Source organism: Thalassospira profundimaris (genome assembly GCF_003326795.1).
Taxonomy (GTDB): domain Bacteria; phylum Pseudomonadota; class Alphaproteobacteria; order Rhodospirillales; family Thalassospiraceae; genus Thalassospira; species Thalassospira profundimaris_C.
In genome coordinates this window covers 804,127-827,898 of sequence record NZ_JPWI01000001.1, presented here as the reverse complement: position 1 = coordinate 827,898, position 23,772 = coordinate 804,127, and the positions used below count along the sequence as shown (strand labels likewise).

At 56.7% G+C, this 23,772-nt stretch carries 1 protein-coding gene; it reads right to left on the bottom strand.

What is annotated here, in order from left to right; genetic code table 11:
* Window positions 1-67: 67 nt before the first annotated feature.
* Window positions 68-23,653 (bottom strand): M10 family metallopeptidase C-terminal domain-containing protein, encoded by a 23,586-nt coding sequence (locus TH30_RS22500; protein ID WP_114096715.1) that lies wholly within the window; start codon window positions 23,651-23,653, stop codon window positions 68-70.
* Between the last annotated feature and the right edge of the window lie 119 nt (window positions 23,654-23,772).

The window sequence follows — 23,772 nt, the reverse complement described above, 5'->3', positions numbered from 1 at the left end:
GGCTGAAAAGCAAAACGGGGTAGTCACAAACCACCCCGTTTTTTTGTTAGCGTAAAATTGCGTTCGATCAGCTGCCAAATCCGAAATCATCGGCATCAAGTTCATCCGGGTCGTTAATCCCCATCAGGGTCACAGACGCATCATTGCCAAGTTCGATGACAACATTGCCGTCAACATCGAGATGCATGTCGTCCTGGATCTGGTTGAAGTTATTGTAGTTCCATTCAGACAGATCAATGATGTCTTCGCCCGGCGTGAAGTCGGTGATGATGTCATGACCGTCGGTTTTACCGATCTGGAACGTATCCCAACCCGTTCCACCGGTCAGGGTGTCATCCCCGGCACTGCCATAAAGATGGTCATTACCGGCACCACCAAGCAACAGATCATCCCCGGCATTAGACCAGAGCGTATCGTTACCATCGCCGCCATCAAGGGTGACATCGCCATAGCTTTCGATCTCGCTGGTCAGATCAATGATGTCATTGCCATCACCGGCCTCGATCACCTCGATACCGCTGATGCGGACATTCGAAGCACCATCACTGACAGAGTCACGCAGGAACAAGGCATCATCGCCGCTGGTCATCTTAAGGGTGTCGACACCCTCGCCACCGATAAAGACATCATTGGACTGGTTGTAACCGCCCAGATTGACATATTCGCCGGTACCATCGTCGCCACCTTCATCATGGCCCCAGCCGTTGCCATTGTGGTTGTCATGACCCCAGCCATTGTCGTGCTGATGACCGTCTTCGCTTGGCGAACCGTCATTGAGCGCGTACCAGCTGTTGCCCCAGGTATCATCGGCATTGTATTGCAGAACGTCATCACCGGCCCCGCCATTGAGAACGTCCGTACCATCGCCACCGATCAGGGTATCTGCACCCGATCCGCCCCACAGGCTGTCGTTCCCTGCGCCGCCGTCGATAACGTCATCGCCCGCATTGCTCCAGACAATATCGTCACCGGTACCACCAAGGATCGTCACATCACCATAGCTGTGGGTCTCGCTGGTCAGATCGATGATGTCATCGCCGTTACCGGCATCAATCACTTCGACATTCGAAATGCGCGGGCTGGTGCCCGGATCGGTAAAGGTGTCATCAAGGAACAGGGCATCATTGCCGCTGGTCATCGACAGGGTATCGGTACCGTCGCCACCATCAATGATATCTTGCGAACGGTTATAGCCCGAAAGGTTAACCTGTTCGTTGGAACCCGCCATATTCGGATCGCCAACATTCTTGGCAGCGTAGCTGCTGCTCCAGGTCGCATCTTTCTGATATTCGATGGTGTCATTACCGGCACCGGCATCAATCAGGTCCGAACCGGTGCCGCCATTGATCGTATCATTGCCTGCACCACCCCAGATGGTGTCATCCCCGGCGTCCCCGCCAAGCACGTCATTGCCATCCAGACCCGACAGCAGGTTCGAACCATCATCACCAAACAGGTAATCATTAAAGTTAGAGCCAATCAGGTCTTCGATCGAGGACAGGATATCATTGCCTGCACCGCCGACAGCCGAGCCACTTTCAAGACTGACCGCCACCGCCGAGGTCGCATCGGCATAGCTTGCGGTATCGCGACCAGCCCCACCGACAAGCGTGTCATGCCCGGCCCCACCAATCAGGGTGTCATTCCCGGCATCGCCATACAGCTTGTCATCGCCATTGCCGCCGATGAGCGTATCGGCATCATCACCGCCATAGAGCCTGTCATTGTTCTCGCCGCCCTCAAGGACGTCAGAACCCGCACCGCCATACAGGGTATCGTCGCCGGTACCGCCCGAAATGGTATCGTTACCTGCTTCGCCATACAGCTTGTCCTGACCCTGTCCACCGATGATGGTGTCATTGCCGTCACCACCCCAGACCCGGTCATCACCCGAACCACCGTCAAGCGTATCGTTGCCCGTACCGCCAGTAATGGTGTCCTGACCGCTGCCGCCTTCGACAAGGTCATCGCCCTCGTCACCGCCAAGAACGTCATCACCATCGCCACCATAAAGGCTGTCATTGCCTTCCATGCCGGTCAGCGTGTCCTGACCATTCAGGCCATAGACCGTGTCATCACCCGAAAGGGCCGCGATCGTGTCATTGTTGCTGGTGCCATAAAGCAGGTCATCATACGGGGTCGGGCCACTTGAAGCCTCGATACCGACAAATACGTCTGCATTGAGCTGGCTGATCGTGATGCCGACAAGGGTAAGCGTCCCCTGACCATTGAGATCAATGACCGTGTTGCCATTCACCTCGGTCATCAGCCCCTGAAGTTCGGCCCAGTCATCAACATCAAGTGCTGCCAGGTTGATCTGATCTTCGTTCGGGTTGAAGCCGTGTACGACCTTGTCGCCGGAATTATTGGATACAAGGATCTGATCCGCGCCATTGCCGCCGGTATAGGTGTCATCACCTGCACCGCCATCAAGCGTATCATTGCCATCACCACCCAAAAGGGTATCGGCACCATCGGTTCCGGTCAGGGTATCGTTACCGGCACCACCATCCATAAGGTCGTTGCCAGCACCGCCCGACAGAACGTCGTCACCATCACCACCGCGCAGCGTATCGTCGCCGTCACCGCCCAAAAGCGTATCGTTGCCAATGCCGCCATCAAGCGTGTCATTACCGGCATCACCCGACAGAAGGTCATTGCCTGCACCACCTGCAATGCTGTCACTGTCATCGCCACCATAAATGACGTCGTCGCCGCCTTCACCGTCAAGGCTGTCATTCCCGGCCGAGCCATAAATGGTATCGGTTTCATCGCCACCGGTGATGGTGTCATCACCTTCCATGCCGTCGATGTAATCGTCACCGCCGCCGCCATCCATGACGTCGTTGCCGCTGCCACCAACAAGGGTATCGTCACCAGCACCGCCCGAAATCACATCGTGGCCTTCGTTACCATCAAGGGTATCGTTGCCATCACCACCCGAAACAACGTCATTGCCGCTGCCACCGGTGATGGTGTCATCGCCCGTACCACCCGAAAGGTTGTCGTCACCTTCCATGCCATTGATGGTGTCATTCCCGGCACCGCCATCAACAACGTCATTCCCGGCAAGGGCGTCGATATAGTCGTCTTCGCTGGTGCCGATCAGGACATCGTCAAACGGCGTTGCGCCACCGTCATTTTCGATGCCGACAAACATATCCGCCGAAACATCATTCAGGCGCACGCCCAGCAGCGTGACCGAGCCTTCTGCGCCCAGATCAATGACCGTGTTGCCATTCACTTCGGACAGAAGCGGTGCCAGTTCCGACCATGTGCTGATATCCAGTGCATCAAGCGAAATCTGGTCAACGCTGGTGTTGAAGTCGGTTACCACCTTGTCACCGATCAGGCTGCTGACTTCAATAAGGTCAGCCCCCGAACCACCGGTCAGGGTGTCGTCGCCTTCGCCGCCGTCAAGCGTGTCATTGCCTTCGCCACCGATCAGGCGGTCCGTACCGGCACCACCATCAAGGACGTCATCACCTTTTTCGCCGTTCAGGTAATCGTTGCCGTCGCCACCCATCAGGGTATCGGCACCGTCACCGGCCCAGATGGTGTCATTACCCAGACCGCCATCAATGGTGTCTTCACTGACATCGGCTTCGACGTTATCGAACGTATCGTTACCGTCGCCCAGATCAACTTCGTTGTTCTGGCTGTTGCCATAGACATAGTCGTCATGGGCCGAGGCGATAACTTTTTCGAAGTTGGCAAGGATATCACCCGCGGCATCGCCGCCATATGCACGACCGGCTTCACCCGGTGTCTGGGCATTGGCATCGGTTTCGCCAAGGTAAATCTCAACGCCCGCGTCCGAACCTTCGTAGCTCAGCGTATCGCGGCCTTCACCACCATCAAGGTAGTCGCCACCGGCACCGCCTTCGATGGTGTCGTCGCCTGCGCCACCCAGAATGGTGTTGTCACCACTCGAACCGGTCAGAACATCATTACCATCCGATCCGATGACATTCTCGATGCTGCTGATGCTGTCTGTTCCGGTTTCAGCCGAGGTCGCGGTACCGGCACCCAGATCAACCGTGGCACCGTTTGCGCCACTCATATCCAGGGTGTCTTCACCTGCACCGCCCGAAAGGGTGTCGTCGCCAGCTGCCGCGATCAGGGTATCATTGCCGGCCCCGGCATTGACAACGTCATTGCCTGCACCGTCATCAATAATGTCAGCACCGTCGCCAGCAGAAATGGTGTTCACACCATCGCTGCCGGTGATCGTGTCATTCGCCGCCGAGCCGATAACATTTTCAAAGCCCGAAATCGTGTCATTACCGGTTTCGGTCGAACTTGCAGTACCAGCACCAAGATCAACAGTCGCGCCGCTGGTCGCCTCGGTCAGATCAAGGGTATCGTCCCCTTCGCCACCGGCAAGGGTATCATCGCCCGCACCGGCAAAGACGGTATCGTTGCCTGCACCACCATCAACAATGTCGGCACCCTCACCCGCATTGATGACATCGCTGCCATCACCGCCATCAAGGGTGTCATCGCCCAGACCACCTTCAAGGCTGTCGTCGCCTGCGCCACCTTCAAGAAGGTCATCACCGCCATTACCGACAAGGATGTCATTGCCCAGACCACCGGTCAGGGTGTTGGTGTCATCAGAACCGGTCAGGGTATCGTTACCGCTTGAGCCGATCAGGTTTTCAATGCTTGAAAGCTTGTCGGTTTCGGTTGCTCCGACGTTGGCTGTGCCGGTCAACAGGTTGGCATTTACCGCACCGGTTGCGTTGCTGTAATCGGCAGTATCGTTGCCGTCGCCACCGCGAAGCGTATCATTGCCCGCACCACCTGCCAGCGTGTCGTCACCCGCACCACCGTCAAGGATGTTGGCCTTGCTATCACCGGTGATGGTGTCGTCGTAATCCGAGCCGGTGACATTTTCGACCTGATAGATCGCATCGTTACCGGCACCACCTGTTGCGGTGTAACTGCCCAGATCGACGTTAACGCCTTCAGTCGCGTCGTCATAGATAACCGTATCAACATCAGCACCACCGACGATGGTGTCGTCACCGGCACCGCCACGAAGTTCGTCTTCGCCCGTACCGCCAAGCAGCGTGTCATTGCCAACACCGCCATTGATCACGTCATCGCCATAGCCGCCATCAAGGAAGTCGTCGCCAGCACCACCGTGGATGTTGTCATCGCCCAGTTCACCGCTGATGGTGTCGTTGCCTGCGTTACCCCACAGGGTATCGGTGCCCGCACCGCCATTGATGGTGACATCGCCATAGGAAATCGTATCGCTGGTCAGATCGACAACGTCATTGCCGTCACCGGCATTAATGACCTCAACCCCGTCAAGGCGTGCGCCATCGGTGGTCGTCTCATCAACAATGGTGTCAAAGCTGATGGAACGGACGAAGAAGTCGCTGCTGTCCGAACCGCTGGTGCCATCGGCATAAGGTTCGCTTTCAAACGCGATGTAACGGAATTCAACCGGGTTGCCCGCAGTGTCGGTGACCGAAATGGTTGCCGTGCCAAGGCCGCCGCTGGTGTAATCGATGGTCGATGCATCAAGCGTACCCGAAGCAACCAGATTGCCCTGGGCATCAAAGGCCTGCCAGGAACCGACTTCACCGCTGGCTTCGTTGGCGTAAAGGTTGGAAATCTGGACCGTTGCCGTGGTGGCATCTGCACCAAGATCGACAACAACCGCTTCGCTTTCGCCGGTCGTGCCGTCGTGGTTGATCTGGCTGCCTGCCGGGCTGCCGCCATCATTGCCGATGCCGTTGCCGTTAAAGGTCACGGTGTCATCGGCCGCAGCAAGGTTCAGCTTGCCGTTTTCATCAACAAACGACGTTCCGAAATCAAAGGCATAAAGGTTGGCATCCGACCATGCGGCCTGAACGTCTGCAGTACTTGCCGATTCTGTCAGACCGAGCGTGCGGGTTTCAACCGTCGGCGTGGTGGTCTGGCCATCACCAAGTTTCGAACCATCAAGGATCAGCGCATCGCTGCCACCGGTCATGTTGAGGGTATCCTGACCCTCGCCCCCGATGAAGGTATCGTCGGAGATATTCTTGCCGCTGATACCGGCCAGATCACCCGTACCGTCAACACCCGGGCTTCCGGTGTTTTCGGTGGTATCACCCGTGCTTGCCGCACCGTCGGCTTCGAAGTTCAGAACGTCGTTACCGGCACCGCCATCAAGGGTGTCATCACCGGCACCGCCCGAAAGCGTGTCATTATCAGCCCCGCCCGTGATCGCATCATCACCGGCACCACCTTCAAGGGTATCGTTGCCCGCACCGCCGTCGATGCTGTCGCTGCCGGTACCGCCATCAATGGTGTCCGAACCGTCATTACCCAACAGGGTATCGTCGCCTGCACCACCGGTAACGGTATCATTACCTGCCAGCGCATCGATGGTGTCGTCGCCATCCGTGCCTTCAAGCACATCATCATACGGCGTTGCGCCATCGGTGATGTTGGTAAAGTCATCTGCGCTCAGATCGCTCAGGCCCACACCGACGAGGGTCACAGTCCCGCCCGCTGGCAGGTTCAGAACCGCGTCCCCATTGCCGTTTTCACTGAGCAATGGAACAAGATCGGCCCAACGTTCGATGCCAAGATCATCGATTGAAAGCTTGTCTTCACCACGGGTGAAATCGCTGACAACATCATCATCGGTGCCATCGGCAAAGACAAATGTGTCCGCACCCGCGCCACCCCAAACAGTGTCATCGCCTGCACCACCATCAATGGTGTCACTGCCCGCACCGGCATTGATCACGTTATCGGCGTTCGAACCTGTGATCTGGTCATCACCGGCACCGGTGGTGACATTTTCAAAGTTCGAAATCTGGTCATTTCCGGTTTCGGCCGACGTTGCCGTACCTGCCCCCAGATCGACAACCGCATCACCCGATGCACCCGACATATCAAGGGTATCGACACCGTCGCCACCATCAAGGCTGTCATTGCCCGAACCGGCGACAACCGTATCATTTCCGGAACCTGCCATGACAAGGTCACTACCGGCACCATCGGAAATCACGTCATTTCCGGCACCACCGTCAATCAGGTCGATGCCGTCGCCGCCATCAATCGTATCGGCACCATCGCCGGTCGTGATGGTATCGTTCGCCGCACTGCCCGTAACGGTATCATCGCCCGAACCGGTGATCAGGTTTTCAAAGCCCGAAACAATATCCGATCCGGTTTCACTGCTATCGGCTGTACCATTTTCAAGGTTAACCGCAACATCCACACCAACATCGGACATGTCCAGGGTATCAGTACCCTCGCCACCGATCAGGGTGTCATTACCGGCATCACCGACAACCGTGTCATTGCCTGCACCGGCATCAACGATATCGTTACCTGCACCTGCATTGATGTGGTCGTTGCCGTCACCGGCATTGATTTCGTCATTGCCCGCACTGGTCCAGACGGTGTCATCGCCGGTTCCGGCATTGACCGTCACATCGCCATAGGCATGAACCTGACTGGTCAGATCGACCACGTCATCACCGTCACCGGTATTGATGACTTCAACATCAACGATGGACGGATTGGCGGCACCATTCGCATGGTCGCTATCAAGGATGATGGCATCGCCACCACTCGTCCCGACCAGCGTATCAACGCCCGCACCACCGTCATAGACATCGTCACTGACGCCAAGACCTTCGAGACCGGCAACATCACCGGTGCCATCAACGCCCGGGCTTCCGACATGGTCGGTGCTGTCGCCTGCCTGACCGGTGCCATCGGCACCGAATTCAAGCACGTCATCACCATCGCCGCCGTCAAGGGTGTCGGTGCCGTCGCCACCGCTTAGCGTGTCATTTCCGGTGCCACCATCAATGGTGTCATCACCTTCGCCACCGCCCAGCGTATCATTGCCACCGCCGCCCGACAGGGTGTCATCGCCGCCACCGCCATCAACGGTATCGTCGCCACCCGAACCACCAAGGCTGTCATTGCCTTCGGTCGGAACGTTGTCGATGCCTTCAAAGTCGCCCGGCCCAAGGTCTTCGACCGCAACACCGGCAAGCGTCACCGTACCACCAGATGGTAGCGTAATCACCGCGCCATCCGGACCGTTCGACAGCATGTCGCGCAATTCGGTCCAGCTGGTCACACCGCTATCGGGCAGGGCAATCTGGTCTTCACCGACGGTGAAATCACTGACCAGATCATCATCCGTACCATCGGCAAAGCTGAAGGTATCTGCGCCTGCACCACCGGTCAGGGTATCATCGCCAAGACCGGCATCAATCCGGTCGTCGCCCGCACCGCCATCAATGGTGTCATTGCCAGCGCCGCCAAGCAGACTGTCATTGCCGGCACCACCATCAATGACGTCATCCCCGGCACCGCCATCGACAACATCGTCACCGGCACCCGATGCTATGGTATTTGCACCGTCGCTGCCCGTGATGGTGTCGGCACTGTCACTGCCTGTTACATTTTCAAAGCCTGAAATGGTGTCATTGCCGGTCTCGGTCGAGGATGCTGTGCCCGCAGCAAGATCAACAACCGCGCCGTCGGCGCCCGCCATATCGAGGGTATCGATACCGTCATCCCCGGCAAGGGTATCATCGCCCGCACCGGCCAGAACCGTATCGTCACCTGCACCGGCAATAACGGTGTCATTGCCCGCACCACCATCAAGGGTGTCATTTCCTGCGCCACCGTCAATGACGTTGACCGCGTCCGAACCGGTGATGATGTCATCACCACCAGAACCCGCCACATTTTCAATATTCGCGACACTGTCAGAGCCAAATGCATCGGACTGTGCCGTGCCTGCACCCAGATCGACATTCACACCATCGGCATCGGACAGATCAAGAAGGTCAATGCCATCGCCACCATCAATGGTGTCGTTGCCAAGGCTGCCTTCGATGATGTCATTGCCCGCACCGGCATCAACAACGTCGTTGCCCGCACCATCATGGATCACGTCATCGCCGTCACCGGCATTGATTTCATCATTGCCCGCACTGGTCCAGACCGTGTCATTACCGGTCCCGGCATTCACCGTCACATCGCCATAACCATCGGTCTGGCTGGTCAGGTCAACAACATCGTCACCCGCCCCCGTATCAATGACTTCGATGTCGCTGATCGCTGGGGCGTTGGAACCATCTGCATGGTCGGCATCAAGGATAATCGCGTCTGCGCCCGATGTGCCAAGAAGCGTATCAACGCCTTCACCGCCATTGAACTGGTCATCGCTGATTCCAAGACCTTCAAGACCGGCAACGTCGCCGGTGCCATCGACACCCGGGCTGCCCACGTGATCGGTGCTGTCACCGGCATGACCGGTACGGTCGGCTTCGAACTGCAGAACATCGTCGCCGTCGCCACCATCAAGCGTATCGGAACCGCCACCACCGCTGAGCGTGTCATTGCCACTGCCGCCACCGACGGTGTCATCACCATCGCCACCGCCAACAGTGTCGTCGCCATCGCCACCATCGATGGAATCATTGCCGTCACCGCCATCAACCGTGTCGCTGCCGCCACCGCCCTGAAGCGTGTCGTCACCACCGCCACCGTCAACGGTATCGTCGCCATCACCGGCATCAACCGAGTCATCACCGTCGCCGCCACCCAGGGTGTCTTCACCCGGTGTTCCGACATTATCGATGCCTTCGAAATGATCCGGTGTCAGATCATCAACCGCGACACCCGCAAGGGTCACCGTGCCGCCAGATGGCAGAGAAATAACCACACCATCCGCACCATCAGACAGAAGCGGCTGCAACTCGGTCCAGGTCGAAATCCCCAGATCCGGCAGCGAAATCACATCCGCGCCAAGATCAAAGTCACTGACCAGATCGCTGTCTGTTCCGTCTTCAAAGACAAAGGTATCCGAACCGGCACCGCCCGAAAGCGTGTCATTGCCATCACCCGCAGCAAGGGTGTCGTCCCCGGCACCACCGGCAAGAACATCATCCCCGGCGCCACCATCAATGACGTCGTTACCTGCGCCACCGTCGATAACGTTGTCGCCATCCGAACCGGTAAGGGTATCGGCATCATCCGACCCGGTAACATTTTCAAAGTTGGCAATCGTGTCCGAACCGGTATTGGCACCACTTGCGGTGCCTGCGGCCAGATCAACCGTGACGCCACCAGTCGTGCCCGACAGATCAAGGGTATCGACACCCTCGCCACCATCAAGATTGTCGTTCCCGGCATCAAGGGTCACGGTATCGTTGCCTGCACCGGCATCAATGGTGTTGTTGGCGTCCGATCCGGAAATGGTGTCATCGCCATCAGTCGCGATGACGTTTTCAAATCCGTCGATGCTGTCTGTACCGGTTGCATCGCTGCTTGCCGTGCCTGCGCCCAGATCAATGGTCGCGCCATCAGCACCAGAAAGATCAAGGGTATCGTCGCCGTCGCCACCGATCAGGATATCGTCGCCTGCACCGGCTGCAATCGTGTCATTACCAGCACCACCGTCGATGGTGTCTGTGCCTTCGCCGCCATTGATGATGTCGTCATCGGCACCGCCATCGATAACATCGTTACCGGCACCACCATTGATGTTATCGGCACCTTCGCCACCGGAAATGACGTCATCGCCGTCATTTGACCAGATGGTGTCGTCCCCGGCACCACCATCAATGGTGACATCGCCATAGGAATGAACATTGCTGGTCAGGTCGACCACATCGTTGCCATCACCGGCATCAATGTTTTCGATATCGACGATGGCCGGATTGGCCGCGCCATTTTCGTGATCGCGATCAAGGATGATGGCATCGTCACCGGCACCTGCAACCAGCGTGTCATTGCCTTCGCCACCGACAAAGCTGTCATCAGAAAGGTTCTTGCCGGAAATATCGGCGACTTCGCCCGTACCATCCGTGGTCGGGCTGCCGACATGGTCGGTGGTCTCGCCGTCTGCAGCAACGCTGTCACCTTCGAACGACAGAACGTCGTCACCTGCACCGCCATCAATGAGGTCGGCACCTTCGCCGCCAGCAAGGGTATCATTGCCTGCACCGCCCGAAAGCGTATCGTTACCCGCACCACCAGCAAGAATATTGTCACCGGTCGAACCGGTCAGGGTGTCATCCCCTGCACCACCGGTCGCGCCTTCGATACCATCAAGGGTATCAGTGCCGTCGGTTGCGGCACCCGTGCCGTTTTCAAGATCAACAACAACGCCATCTGTCTGGTCGGAATAATCGACCATATCGTTGCCTGCGCCACCGATCAGGGTGTCGTCACCGGCGCCGCCCGAAAGCGTGTCATTGCCTGCACCGCCATCAATGACGTTATTGGCATCATTGCCTGCAAGCGTATCGTCGTGATCCGACCCGATCAGGGTCTCAAATCCGTCAATGACGTCATTCCCCGCACCACCGGTCGCGGTTCCGGCATCAAGATCGACAGTCACGCCGCTTTCTGCCCCTTCATAGGACAGAACGTCTTCGCCTTCGCCACCGATCAGGGTGTCGTCACCGCCATTGCCATAGACGGTGTCATTGCCTTCGCCGCCATCAAGAATGTTGGCATTTTCATCGCCAATCAGGACGTCATCACCGTCACCACCGGTGACGTTTTCGATGCTTTCAAGGGTGTCATTGCCTGCTTCACCGGTCGCGGTGCCCGCGCCCAGATCAACAGTCACGCCTTCGGTCGTATCGGAATAATCGGCCGTATCACTGCCATCGCCGCCGCGCAGCGTGTCATCGCCTGCGCCACCGATCAGCGTGTCATTGCCTTCATTACCGTAAATGTCGTCATTGCCCGCCTTGCCATCGACAATGTCGTCGCTTTCAAGGGCGTGGATCTCGTCGCTGATCTGGCTGCCGGTAATGTTGTCTTCGAACTCGGTGCCGTAAATTACGTCATAGCCAAAGAAGTTCTCGGGCCCAAGATCATCAACCGACACACCTTCAAGCGTGATGCTGTCATCGCCAACCGTGATGACGGCATTGCCGTTCTCGTCGTCAAACATCTGATCACGCAGGGTTGCGTAATCCTCGATGCCATAAGCCGACAGGTCGATCATGTCTTTTTGGACGTCAAAGTCGGTTGCGGTGTCATGTCCGCCGCCCGGCTTCAGAACGATCATGTCTTCGCCAGCACCGGTGATGATCACGTCATCGCCCGCCCCGCCAAACAGGGTATCGTTGCCCGAACCACCATCAAGGGTATTGATGCCGTCACTACCGATCAGGGTATCGGCATAATCGGTCCCGATAACACGTTCGAAGTTGCGAACAATGTCATCGCCCGCTGCACCGGTCGCATATTCCTTGACCAGATCGACGGTGACGCCGCCATCCACATTGGAATAATCGACCGTATCGAGATCGCCATCGCCACCATCAAGGATATCGTCACCGGCATCGCCATAGACCCAGTCGTCGCCCGTGCCGCCTTCGACAATGTCATCGCCGTCGCCACTGCTGATGGTGTCGTCGCCTGCTTCACCCAGAAGGATGTCGCCACCGGCACCACCATCAATGATGTCATTGCCGTCGCCGCCACTGACTTCATCGACACCGTCGCCAGCATCAATCACGTCATCGCCTGCGCCCGCGTCAATCGCGTCGCCACCTGCACCCGAGGAAATGGTATTGCTTGCCGCGTCGCCCTTGATGACGTCGTTGTAGTCCGAGCCAACAACATTCTCGATGTCATTAAGGCTATCGGTGCCCTGACCGGTTGCGGTCCCGGCATTAAGGTCAATCTGGACGCCCTGGGTCGCGGTGCTGTAATCAACGGTGTCAGAACCTTCGCCACCGTCGATCACGTCATCGCCACTGCCACCAACAAGGGTGTCATCGCCGTCAAGGCCGGACAGCGTATTGTTCTGATCGTTGCCGATCAGCGTATCGTCATGAAGCGTGCCAATGACATTTTCAACGCCATCAAGAACGTCATTGCCGTCGCCACCGGTCACCGTCCCGTTTTCGAGGTCGGCAACAATGCCGGCACCCTCGGTCGAATAATCGACCGTATCGTTGCCATCGCCACCGACAAGGATGTCTGACCCGGCACCGCCAACCAGCGTGTCGTTTCCTGCGCCCCCATCAAGGGTGTCATTGCCGTCACCACCGATCAGGCGATCATTGCCAAGACCGCCGTCGACCGTATCGTCACCACCCTGCGCATTGATGATGTCATCGCCGTCGCCACCGATCATTTCATCGGCATCATCCGTACCAAGACGAACATCCACACCGATGAAGTTATCGGCACTCAGTTGCGATGCGCTCACGCCCTTGAGCGTGATGGTGTCGCCACTTTCAAGATTGATGGTCAGATCGCCATTGGCATCGGTGCCAAACAGTTCTTCAAGCGCGTCATAACCGGCAATATTGAAGCTGGTCAGGTCAATGGCATCCTGACCGACATTGAAGTCGGTAATGGTGTCATTGCCATCGCCCGGATTAAAGATGACCTGATCGGAACCGCTGCCAAGGGTCAGCGTGTCATTCCCCGCACCGGCATCAAAGGTGTCATCACCCGCACCGCCGATGAAGGTGTCGCTTTGGCCGCCACCAATAAAGGTATCGTTGAACTCGGACCCACGGACAATCTCGATCCCGTCAAGGGTATCTGTTCCGGTGGAAGTTCCGCTGACGGTGTCATTGCTGGTGTCGACGGTCACACCCGATTCAGAATCGATATAGCTTGCGGTATCAAGGCCGTCGCCACCGATAATGGTGTCATCGCCCGCACCTGACAGAATGGTGTCGTTTCCGGCACCGCCATCAATGATGTCAGAACCGCTTCCGGCCGAGATGGTGTCATTACCAGCACCACCTTCGATCAGGTCATCACCACTCCCCGACGAAATGACATCATTGCCATCACCGCCCTGGATGGTGTCGGCACCCGCACCGGTGCTGATGGTGTCATTACCGGCACCACCATCGACCAGATCGGCGCCATCCCCTGTGGTGATCGTATCGGCACCTGCCCCACCATCAACGGTATTGTCGCCATCACCGGCATCAATAACATTGCCGTTATCATCGCCAAGGATCAGGTCATTACCATCACCAGTGGTGACATTTTCAATATTGGTGAAGGTATCGGTATCGGTGCCATCGGTCGCGGTACCGGCATTGAAATCGACGGTCTGATCACCATCAAGATCAGACAGATCAAGGGTATCAACACCTTCGCCACCATCAATGGTGTCGCTGCCTGCACCGCCGCGCAGCGTATCATCACCCGCACCACCAAGCAGCACGTCATCACCGGCACGACCATCAAGAAGGTCGTTGCCCTGACCACCCTTCAGGGTGTTGCGATTACCATCCCCGCGCAACGTGTCGTCACCGACCGAGCCGTCGATATTTTCAAAATTGGAAATCGTATCACCAGTGCTGGTGACCCCGGTTTGCAGATCAACGGAAACACCGCCTTCATCCGCAAAGGAAAGCGTATCTTCACCCGCGCCACCATCAAGGATGTCGCGCCCTGAACCGCCAGCAATCCTGTCGTTTCCGTCGCCACCAGACAGGATGTCATCACCTGCACCGCCAGTGAGGGTGTCATCGCCGGCACCAGCCAGAACCGTATCGTTACCCGATCCACCGGTAACAACGTCATCATGGTCTGACCCGATGATCTGTTCGATGCCGCTAAAGGTATCTGTACCGGTGTCGTCACCCGTCGCGATATTCGTCTGCAGATTGATATTCAGGCCGGACTGCGCATCCGAGTAATCAAGCGTATCTGCGCCTTCGCCACCAATATAGGTGTCATCGCCAAGTTCACCGACAAAGCTGTCATCACCGGCACCGCCATTCAGGACGTCATTGCCAGCGCCACCGATCAGCATATCGTTCCCGGCACCGCCAAGAATAACGTTTGCCGCCTCGTCACCGGTAATGGTGTCGGCATATTCGGTGCCGGTTACATTTTCGAAACCGGAAATCGTATCATCGCCATCGGCACCGCTTGCCGTGCCGGATGCAAGGTCGATGGTCTGGCCGCCGGTCGCATCGGAATAATCAAGCGTATCGGTACCATCGCCGCCCGAAAGGGTATCGTTGCCTTCTCCACCGGCAATCAAATCATCGCCGCCCCGACCATCAATGATGTCGTCACCCGCCCCACCGGTCAGGGTGTTGGCACTGTCTGAACCAGCAATACTGTCATTGGCATCGGAGCCGGTAACATCTTCGACATTGCTGATCAGGTCAGTACCGTCAGCTTTTTGCGTGGTTCCGGCCTCAAGGTCGACATCAACACCTGTGGTGCTGTCGCTGTAATCAATGACATCCTGACCGGCACCACCGTCGATGACATCGTCACCTGCGCTGCCTCTGAGAACGTCATCGCCACTGCCAGACAAAATAGTGTTGTTTGCGTCCGAACCGGTGATGGTGTCTGCGCGCGCAGAACCAATAACGTTCTCGACATTAAGGACCGTATCACCGGTTTCAGCGTCTGTTTCACCAGTGCCGAGATTGATCTCAACACCGTGTTGTTCTTCGCTATAGTCAACCGTATCGATACCGTCGCCGCCATCAATCAGGTCACTACCCTTGCCACCGTCAAGAAGGTCATTGCCTGCACCACCAAGAAGCGTATCGTCGCCGTTGCCACCTGATAGTGTATCGTCGCCATCCTCACCAGACAGAACGTTGTTAAACTGGTTACCCGTGATGGTGTCATTAAAATCGGAACCAGTAAGGTTCTCGATATTTTCAACCTTGTCGGTGCCAAGACCGGTTACCGTACCTGCCTCAAGGTCCGCGACGATGCCGCCCGTCGCATTACCATAATCCACCGTATCAATACCTGCGTGGCCACGCAGAATATCGTCCCCACCAGTTGCAATGATAGTATCATTGCCTGCACCGGCATTGATGTTGTTATCACCACTATCCCCGGCAAGCGTATCATCATGCGCAGAACCGACGATATTCTCGATACCAGACAGGGTATCGTCACCCGCGGCACCGGTTGCGGTCTGTTCTTCAAGATTGACCGAAACACCACCTTCGGCGTTGGCATAGCTGACCGTGTCGCTGCCTGCACCACCAACCAGGGTGTCATCGCCGTCCAGGCCTTCGAGAACGTCGTCGCCCTCGCCCCCGACAAGCAGGTTGTCACCACTTGAGCCCGTCAGGTGATCGTTGCCTGCACCCGACACAATATTTTCAATGTTACGGAGACTATCGCTTCCACCACTGCCTGTCGCGGCACCGGCATTCAGATCAACATTAACCTGTCCGGTCTCGTCACTGTAGTCAGCGGTGTCAATGCCATCACCACCGTCAAGGATATCATTGCCATCGCCGCCGATCAGCGTGTCATCACCAGCACCGCCGAAAATACTGTCGTTATCTTCCAGACCATAGATCGTATCGTTACCGTCAAGGCCCGACAGCGTATCCTGACCATCGGTGCCAAACATGGTGTCATCACCACTGGTCCCGACGATATCGCGCACGCCAATAAAGTTGTCGGCGGTGATATCATCCAGACCGACACCCTGAAGAACCATGGACGTGCCTTCACCGAAATCGATGACAAGGTCACCGTTTTCGTTTTCAGACATCATTTCATAGAGTTCACCATAGGTATCAATACCAAGTCCGGTGATATCGATCTGGTCTTCGCCAACCGCAAAATCGGTAACGGTATCGGCGCCATCATTCGGTCTGACAACGTAAACATCGGCCCCCGCACCACCGGTCAGCGTGTCATCGCCCGCACCACCGGTAATGGTGTCCGCACCACCACCCGCCTTGATGATGTTATTGCCATCATCACCAGTGATCGTGTCGGCAAAATTCGAACCGGTTACGTTTTCAACACCACTGATGGTATCGGTACCATCTGCACGCGTCGCCGTTCCTTCGGACAGATCAACGCTAACCGCATCACCTTTTTCGTAGCTAACGGTATCAACACCATCGCCGCCTTGGATGATGTCGTCGCCTGCGCCGCCGATCAGAAGGTCGTTGCCCGCACCACCATCAAGTACATCATCGCCTGCACCGCCACTCAGCGTGTTATTGGCATCATCACCAATCAGCGTGTCATCGTGGTCAGAACCGGTAACATTTTCGATGCTGGCAAGGGTATCATTGCCATCAGCGCCAGAAGCCGTACCAGAAGAAAGATCAACCGTTACCCCGCCTTCGGCAGCACTGTAATCTGCAAGATCGATCCCGTCGCCGCCGACAAGCGCGTCGTCTCCGGCGCCACCGACAAGCTTGTCATTTCCGACACCGCCAAGAAGGACGTCATCGCCTGCGCCACCAGCAATCGTATCATCGCCAGCATTACCGCTTAACGTGTTTGCGCCATCATTACCCGTGATGATGTCTTTCTGGTTTGACCCGCTGACATTCTCGATATCGATAAGCGTGTCTTCACCGGCAATACCGCCCGTACCGGTTTCCAGATTGACTGTGACCGCGCCGGTTCCTTTGTAGTCAACTGTATCCTGACCGTCGCCACCATCGATGACGTCGCTGCCCTGACCACCCGAAAGTGTGTCATCGCCATTATTGCCATAGATGGTGTCATCGCCCGCACCACCGTTGATGGTGTCGTTGCCACCAAGACCATCAATGATTTCCTCGTGCGAGGTTCCCTGCAGAACATCATCGCCGTCGGTTGCACCAAGACTGTCAATATCAACGAAATTGTCTGCACCGAGATCATCTGGCGAAACACCGGTCAGGACCATTGTGCTGTCATTGACAGTGATAACGGCATCGCCATTTTCATTGGTCGAGATCAGTTTCTTCAGCGCTTCAAAGTTCGGGATTCCAAATCCGCTAAGATCAATCTTGTCTTCAGCCGGATCAAAGTCGGTTACGACCACCTCGTCACTGATATTGCTCAGAACAAAGGTATCTGCACCTTCGCCACCGGTTACAACGTCACTGCCTGCACCGGAATCGATGATGTCATCACCGGCACCACCATCAATCGAGTTGGCAAGCACGGAACCTGTCAGAACATCGTCATGTCCGGACCCGATCAGGTTTTCAATATCAATAAGCGTGTCGTCGCCATCGGCACCCGTTGCAGTGCCTGCAGCAAGGTCGACAGTTACACCACCTGATGCATCCTCATAGGTAACGGTGTCATCACCGGTTTCACCATTAAGGATGTCATTGCCTTCGCCACCAGCCAGCGTATCTTCGCCAACACCGCCAAGAAGTTCGTCATCACCACCGCGCCCTTCGAGCACGTCATCACCCACGCCACCGCGCAGAGTATTGGCGTTTTCATCCCCCGAAATCGTATCGTTGTAGGAAGAGCCTGTTACGTTTTCAAAGTTTGAAACAATGTCGGTATCCGTACCGGCTGTCGCCTGATTGGCTTCCAGATCGACAGTCACACCGGTGGCCAGGTCCTGATAGCTCAGCGTATCGGTACCTTCACCACCATCAAGAACATCACTGCCCGTACCGCCAGTGATCGCATCATTACCATCACCACCGGTGATGGTGTCAGAGCCGCTGCCACCCGAAATGACGTCATTGCCCGATCCACCATCGATCGTGTCATTTCCGGCACCACCGGTGACGGTGTCATGACCAGCCTTGGCATTGATCACATCACTGCGGCTTGTGCCTTCAAGAATATCTTTCTGTTCGGTCCCTTCAAGCGACCGGATACCGGCAAAATTGGCATAGGTCAGACTGTTTGGATCAACACCTTCAAGGGTGATGACCGCATCGCCAACCGTAATGGTCGCATTGCCTGCGGCGTCTTCACCAATGAAGTCGGCAATATCGGAAAACAGCTCAAGCCCGTCGATGCCCTGGATATCAATGACATCGAAAGCCGGATCAAAATCGGTAACGACATCATTGCCGCTATCTGGCGAAACGACAAAAGTATCCGCACCCGAACCACCGGTCAGTGTGTCATCACCGGCACGACCATCAAGCGTGTCATTCCCGGCACCGCCGACAAAGATATCATCGCCATCACTGCCCAGCATCGTGTCGGCACCGGACGATCCCTCGATTTCCTCGAACCCGGAAATCAAATCGACAAAATTGCTGCCGGTAACCGTTCCTGCTTCAAGATCGACAGAAATTCCCGGGTTCAGCGTATCGTCCACGCCGGAATTATAGCTTAGGGTGTCCGTACCTTCGCCGCCGATCAGGGTATCAATACCACCACTGCCATAAACGGTATCGTCGCCAGCGCCGGTATCAATGATATTCCCCTGGCTGTTCCCATAGACAACGTCATTTCCCGAACCTGAAACAACATTTTCGATGCTCGACAGTGTGTCCGTACCGTCACCAGTTGCCGCACCGTTGACAAGGTCGACCTGCACACCGCCGTCAACATTCGAGTAGTCAACGGTATCAAATCCGTCACCCCCCAAAAGGGTGTCATCCCCGCCACCGCCAGCCAGCGTATCGTCACCGTTTTGGCCAGACAGGATGTTGTTGCCATCATCACCGGTGATGATGTCGACGTTCCCGGTGCCGACAACATTCTCGAAATTCGAGATTTCCGAGACCCCGGAATCAGTCACCGCCGTGCCGGTTGCAAGATTGACATTCAACCCGTTCTGACTGCCAAAGCTGATTGTGTCGTTACCTTCGCCACCGTCAACCGTGTCATTGCCACCGATTGCGCGCACAGAATCATCGCCTGCGCCGGTTGAAATGACGTTGTCATCAGAACTGCCAATAACCGTATCGTCGCCAGCCCCGGTAATGACATTCTCGATGCTGGAAATGCTGTCTGTTTCGCCTGTACCGGTATCGCGTGCGGTCCCCGACGTAAGGTGAACTTCCTGAGCGGCATCGAACGCGCTCAGGTCAAGCGTATCGGATCCTTCACCACCAATAATCGTGTCGTAACCGTCTTCACCGACAAACAGGTCATCGCCTGCGCCACCATCGAGGGTGTCGTTACCGCCGCGTCCGACAAGCGTGTCATTACCGTCACCGCCGCTCAGGACGTTTACGCCGCTATCGCCATAAATTTCGTCGTCATAGCCCGACCCGATGGCATTTTCGATACGATCAAGAACGTCATTGCCATCAGCACCGGTTGCGGTCCCGGCTTCAAGATCGACCTGAACACCGCCCGTCGCACCGGAATAGTCGACGGTATCGATACCTTCCTGGCCACGCAGGGTATCGTTCCCCGCACCACCCGATACCGTATCATCGCCATAGCCGCCCGAAACAACGTCGTCGCCGTCGCCACCGCCAAGGGTGTCGTTACCGCCATACCCGTAAATGGCATCGCTGCCATCGGTACCGCCTTCAACATCGTCATTTTCGGATTCAAAGATGCGACCGAAACCGCGGAAATCATCTGCGACAAGGCTGTCACTGCTGACACCTTCAAGGGTCAGCACACCCTGATCACCGAAATCGATAACCGTATTACCGTTACCATCATCGGACATCATGGTTTGCAGGGTCGCGAAATCCTGAATGCCGAGCCGCGACAAATCGATAATGTCTTCAGAACCTGAGAAATCGGTAATGGTGTCATTGCCGAAATTCTCGGTCAGTTCAAAGTCATCATTGCCAGAACCACCGGTCAGGGTGTCATCCCCGGCCCCGCCCGTCAGCGTGTCGATGCCCGCTCCACCTTCAAGAACGTTATTGGCATCATCACCGGTAAGGTGATCGTCGTAATCGGAACCAACAACATTCTCGACCATCTGGACGACGTCATTGCCCGCGCCACCAGTCGCGGTTTCACTGGACAGATCGACCGTGACCGCACTTGTGGCATCGCTATAGCTGACCGTGTCGGTTCCGCTACCACCCTGAATGTGGTCATCACCGGCACCACCGCGCAGGAAATCATTTCCCGACCCGCCAGCCATGACATCATTGCCGTCACCACCGATCAGAAGATCGTTGCCCGAGCCCCCTTGAAGCACATCATTGCCGTCACCGCCATCAAGGCTGTCATCCCCGTCACCGCCCTGAAGCACGTCATTCCCGGCTTCGCCGCGCAGAACGTCATTGCCCTCTGCCCCCTGCAGAAGGTCGTCGCCGACATTGCCTTCAAGCGTATCATCGCCGCCATTGCCCTGAAGAGTGTCGTTTCCGGCACCGCCCCCGAAGACATCGGCCTCATCGCCGCCCTGAACCAGGTCATCGCCCGCAGTCGGTGTATTATCAAAGGCCGTCGCACCGGTATCTTCGCCACCATCGGTTGCTGAAGAACCGTCATTGCTTTCGGAAGCCGTCTCGCCGCCTTCCGATGTGGCACCGGTATCCGTACCGGCACCGTCACCCTCAGTGGTTTCACTTTGTGCTGTTGTGTCTGTTCCGCCGGTCTGATCCGTGCCGCTTTCGGCGTCTGCGCCACCGGATGCAGAACCATCGGACGCACCCGTTTCATCAATTCCGCCAGGCGACGTATCACCGGATCCGGAATCGGCATTGCTTTCCGAACTGCTGCCATCGGTGGCACCTGTGCCGGTGGTATCTGCACCAGCCTGCGCACCAGACGTGCTGTTGTCTTCTTGCGCGGTCGCGCCATCACCACCGGAACTTTCCGTCCCGGAAGATGTGGTATCCGACCCATCGCCACCAGCCGTCGTATCCGATCCGGACGCACCATCCGTACCGGTATCACTGCCGCCTGTTGTGCCTTCGCCCGCGCCCAATGTATCTGAACCATCAGAGCCGGATGTCGTATCTGATCCGCTTGCGCTATCCGTTTCGGTTTCGGAAGCGCCAGTATCAGAAGTCTCTGTGCCGGAACTGTCGGTGCCAGACGTCTCTGTCCCCGAAGTGTCCACACCGCTGCTGCCACCCGTGGTATCGGTCCGGGTGTCGGAACTGTTATCCGACCCGTCCGAACCGGTCCCGGTTTCTGCCGCGGCACCACCATTCGTGCTGTCTGTGCCGGTATCACCTGCATCGGTATCACCGGATGTGGTATCGCCAGAACCCGTCTCGCCGGCAGATGAACCGGAATCACCTGTCGATGAACCATCGGTCGCCGTGGAACCATCCGAACCCGCGCCACCGGTCGTATCGGTGCCGTCCGATCCGGTCACACTGTCCGAACCACTTCCACCTGCTGTCGTATCGCTACCAGACGAACCTGACGCCGAATCACCGGCGCTCCCATCCGTCGCACCCGCGTCAGAGGAACTGCTGCCCCCGGTCGTATCGCCAGAAGACGTATCGGTTCCCGATGTTGCGCCCGAATCCGTGCTGCTGTCACCAGTGGTGCTGTCTGTTCCGCCGGACGCCTCACCACCCGTGTTGCTGTCACCTGATGTCGTATCGCCCGTGCTGCTCGAACCATCAGATCCGCTGCCATCCGCGCCAGTTCCGGAACCTGTATCCGACCCGCTATTGCTTTCGCCCGTGCTGCCAGAATTCGTCGTGTCGGTCTGATCCGACGCCCCGCCATCGGCTGCACCCGTTTCCGAACCACCAGCACCTGAATCACTAGTGTCAGAGCCATCGGTTTCAGAACCGGTTGTTCCGGTATCGGTGGTGTCCGTGCCCGTCGATCCGCTGGTCGTATCGGTTGAGCCTGCACCTGTATCGGTGTTGCTGGTATCCGTTCCGCTATCCGTTGCACCACTATCTGTGTTGCCCGTATCGGATACACCACCACTGGCACCACCATTCTCAGCATCATCGGCGCTCGGCGTTGTGCTGTCTGACGTATTTTCCTGAGCGGCACCGGAATCGAGATCAACCCTGACACCCTGTTCGGAGCCGCTGTAGTCAATGGTGTTTTCGCCAGTTCCACCATCAATGACGTCATTCCCGTCACTGGCTTTGAATGTGTCGTCGCCAGCACCGCCACCTAGCGTGTTATTGCCCGCATCCCCGACCAGAACATCATTGCCCGATGTTCCCTGAACATTTTCGATAGCGTCAAAGGAAACGCGGTTTGCTCCGAAATCATCGGTCGCAAGGCCCTGACCAAGATCGACACGCATGCCATCCGTGGCACCATCAAGCGACAGGGTGTCTTCACCTGCACCACCGTCAATGCTGTCGACACCACCGCCAGACGAAATCACATCGTCGCCATCCGATCCGACAATCGTGTCGTCACCAGACGTTCCGTCAATGACATTACTGGTGTCTTCTGCGGCTGCGTCACTACCGGTATCAGCAGTGGCACTGTCATCGGAAACGACAGTTACCGGGGAAATCTGCGGTGCTTCGACAATGGTTGCGCCTGCAAGCTGCGCCTTGCTGACACCCTGCAAAATCAGGACATCACCGCTCGCAAAGGTCACGACCACATTGCCAGCACCATCATCAGCAGCCAGCAACATCAGGTCATTGATGCTGTTCACGCCAAGGTCGGTAAAGGCCAGTTCGTCTTCTTCAACATTGAAATCGGTGATGGTGGTTTTTTCAAAGCCGCTTTCAAGCACAAAAGTGTCGCGTCCTGCGCCACCTGTAACAACATCCTCGCCTTCGCCCGACTCAAGGATATCGTCGCCTTCGCCACCGATCAGGGTGTTGTTCGAACCATCGCCAACCAGAACATCGTCATAGGCACTGCCGATGACGTTCTGCACATTGGTAAAAATCTGATTGGCAGAGGAAGGGGAATTGCCATCGCCCTGTGAACCGGACCCGGAATCAGAATTAGCCGCCGCAGATTCATCCTCTGCGCGGCTATCAAGGACCTGTTCAATATCCGTACCGGTGATACCGGTACCATCATCTTGATTGGCGGGCGAAGCCAAGACACGTACTCCCTACATGGGAATTTTGATTTACCTGATCCCGAAACAGCGTATAGGGCCACGGAATCGATTTATACAGTAGTATAAATAACTCCTCACAGGCCATCAACTGCTGATAG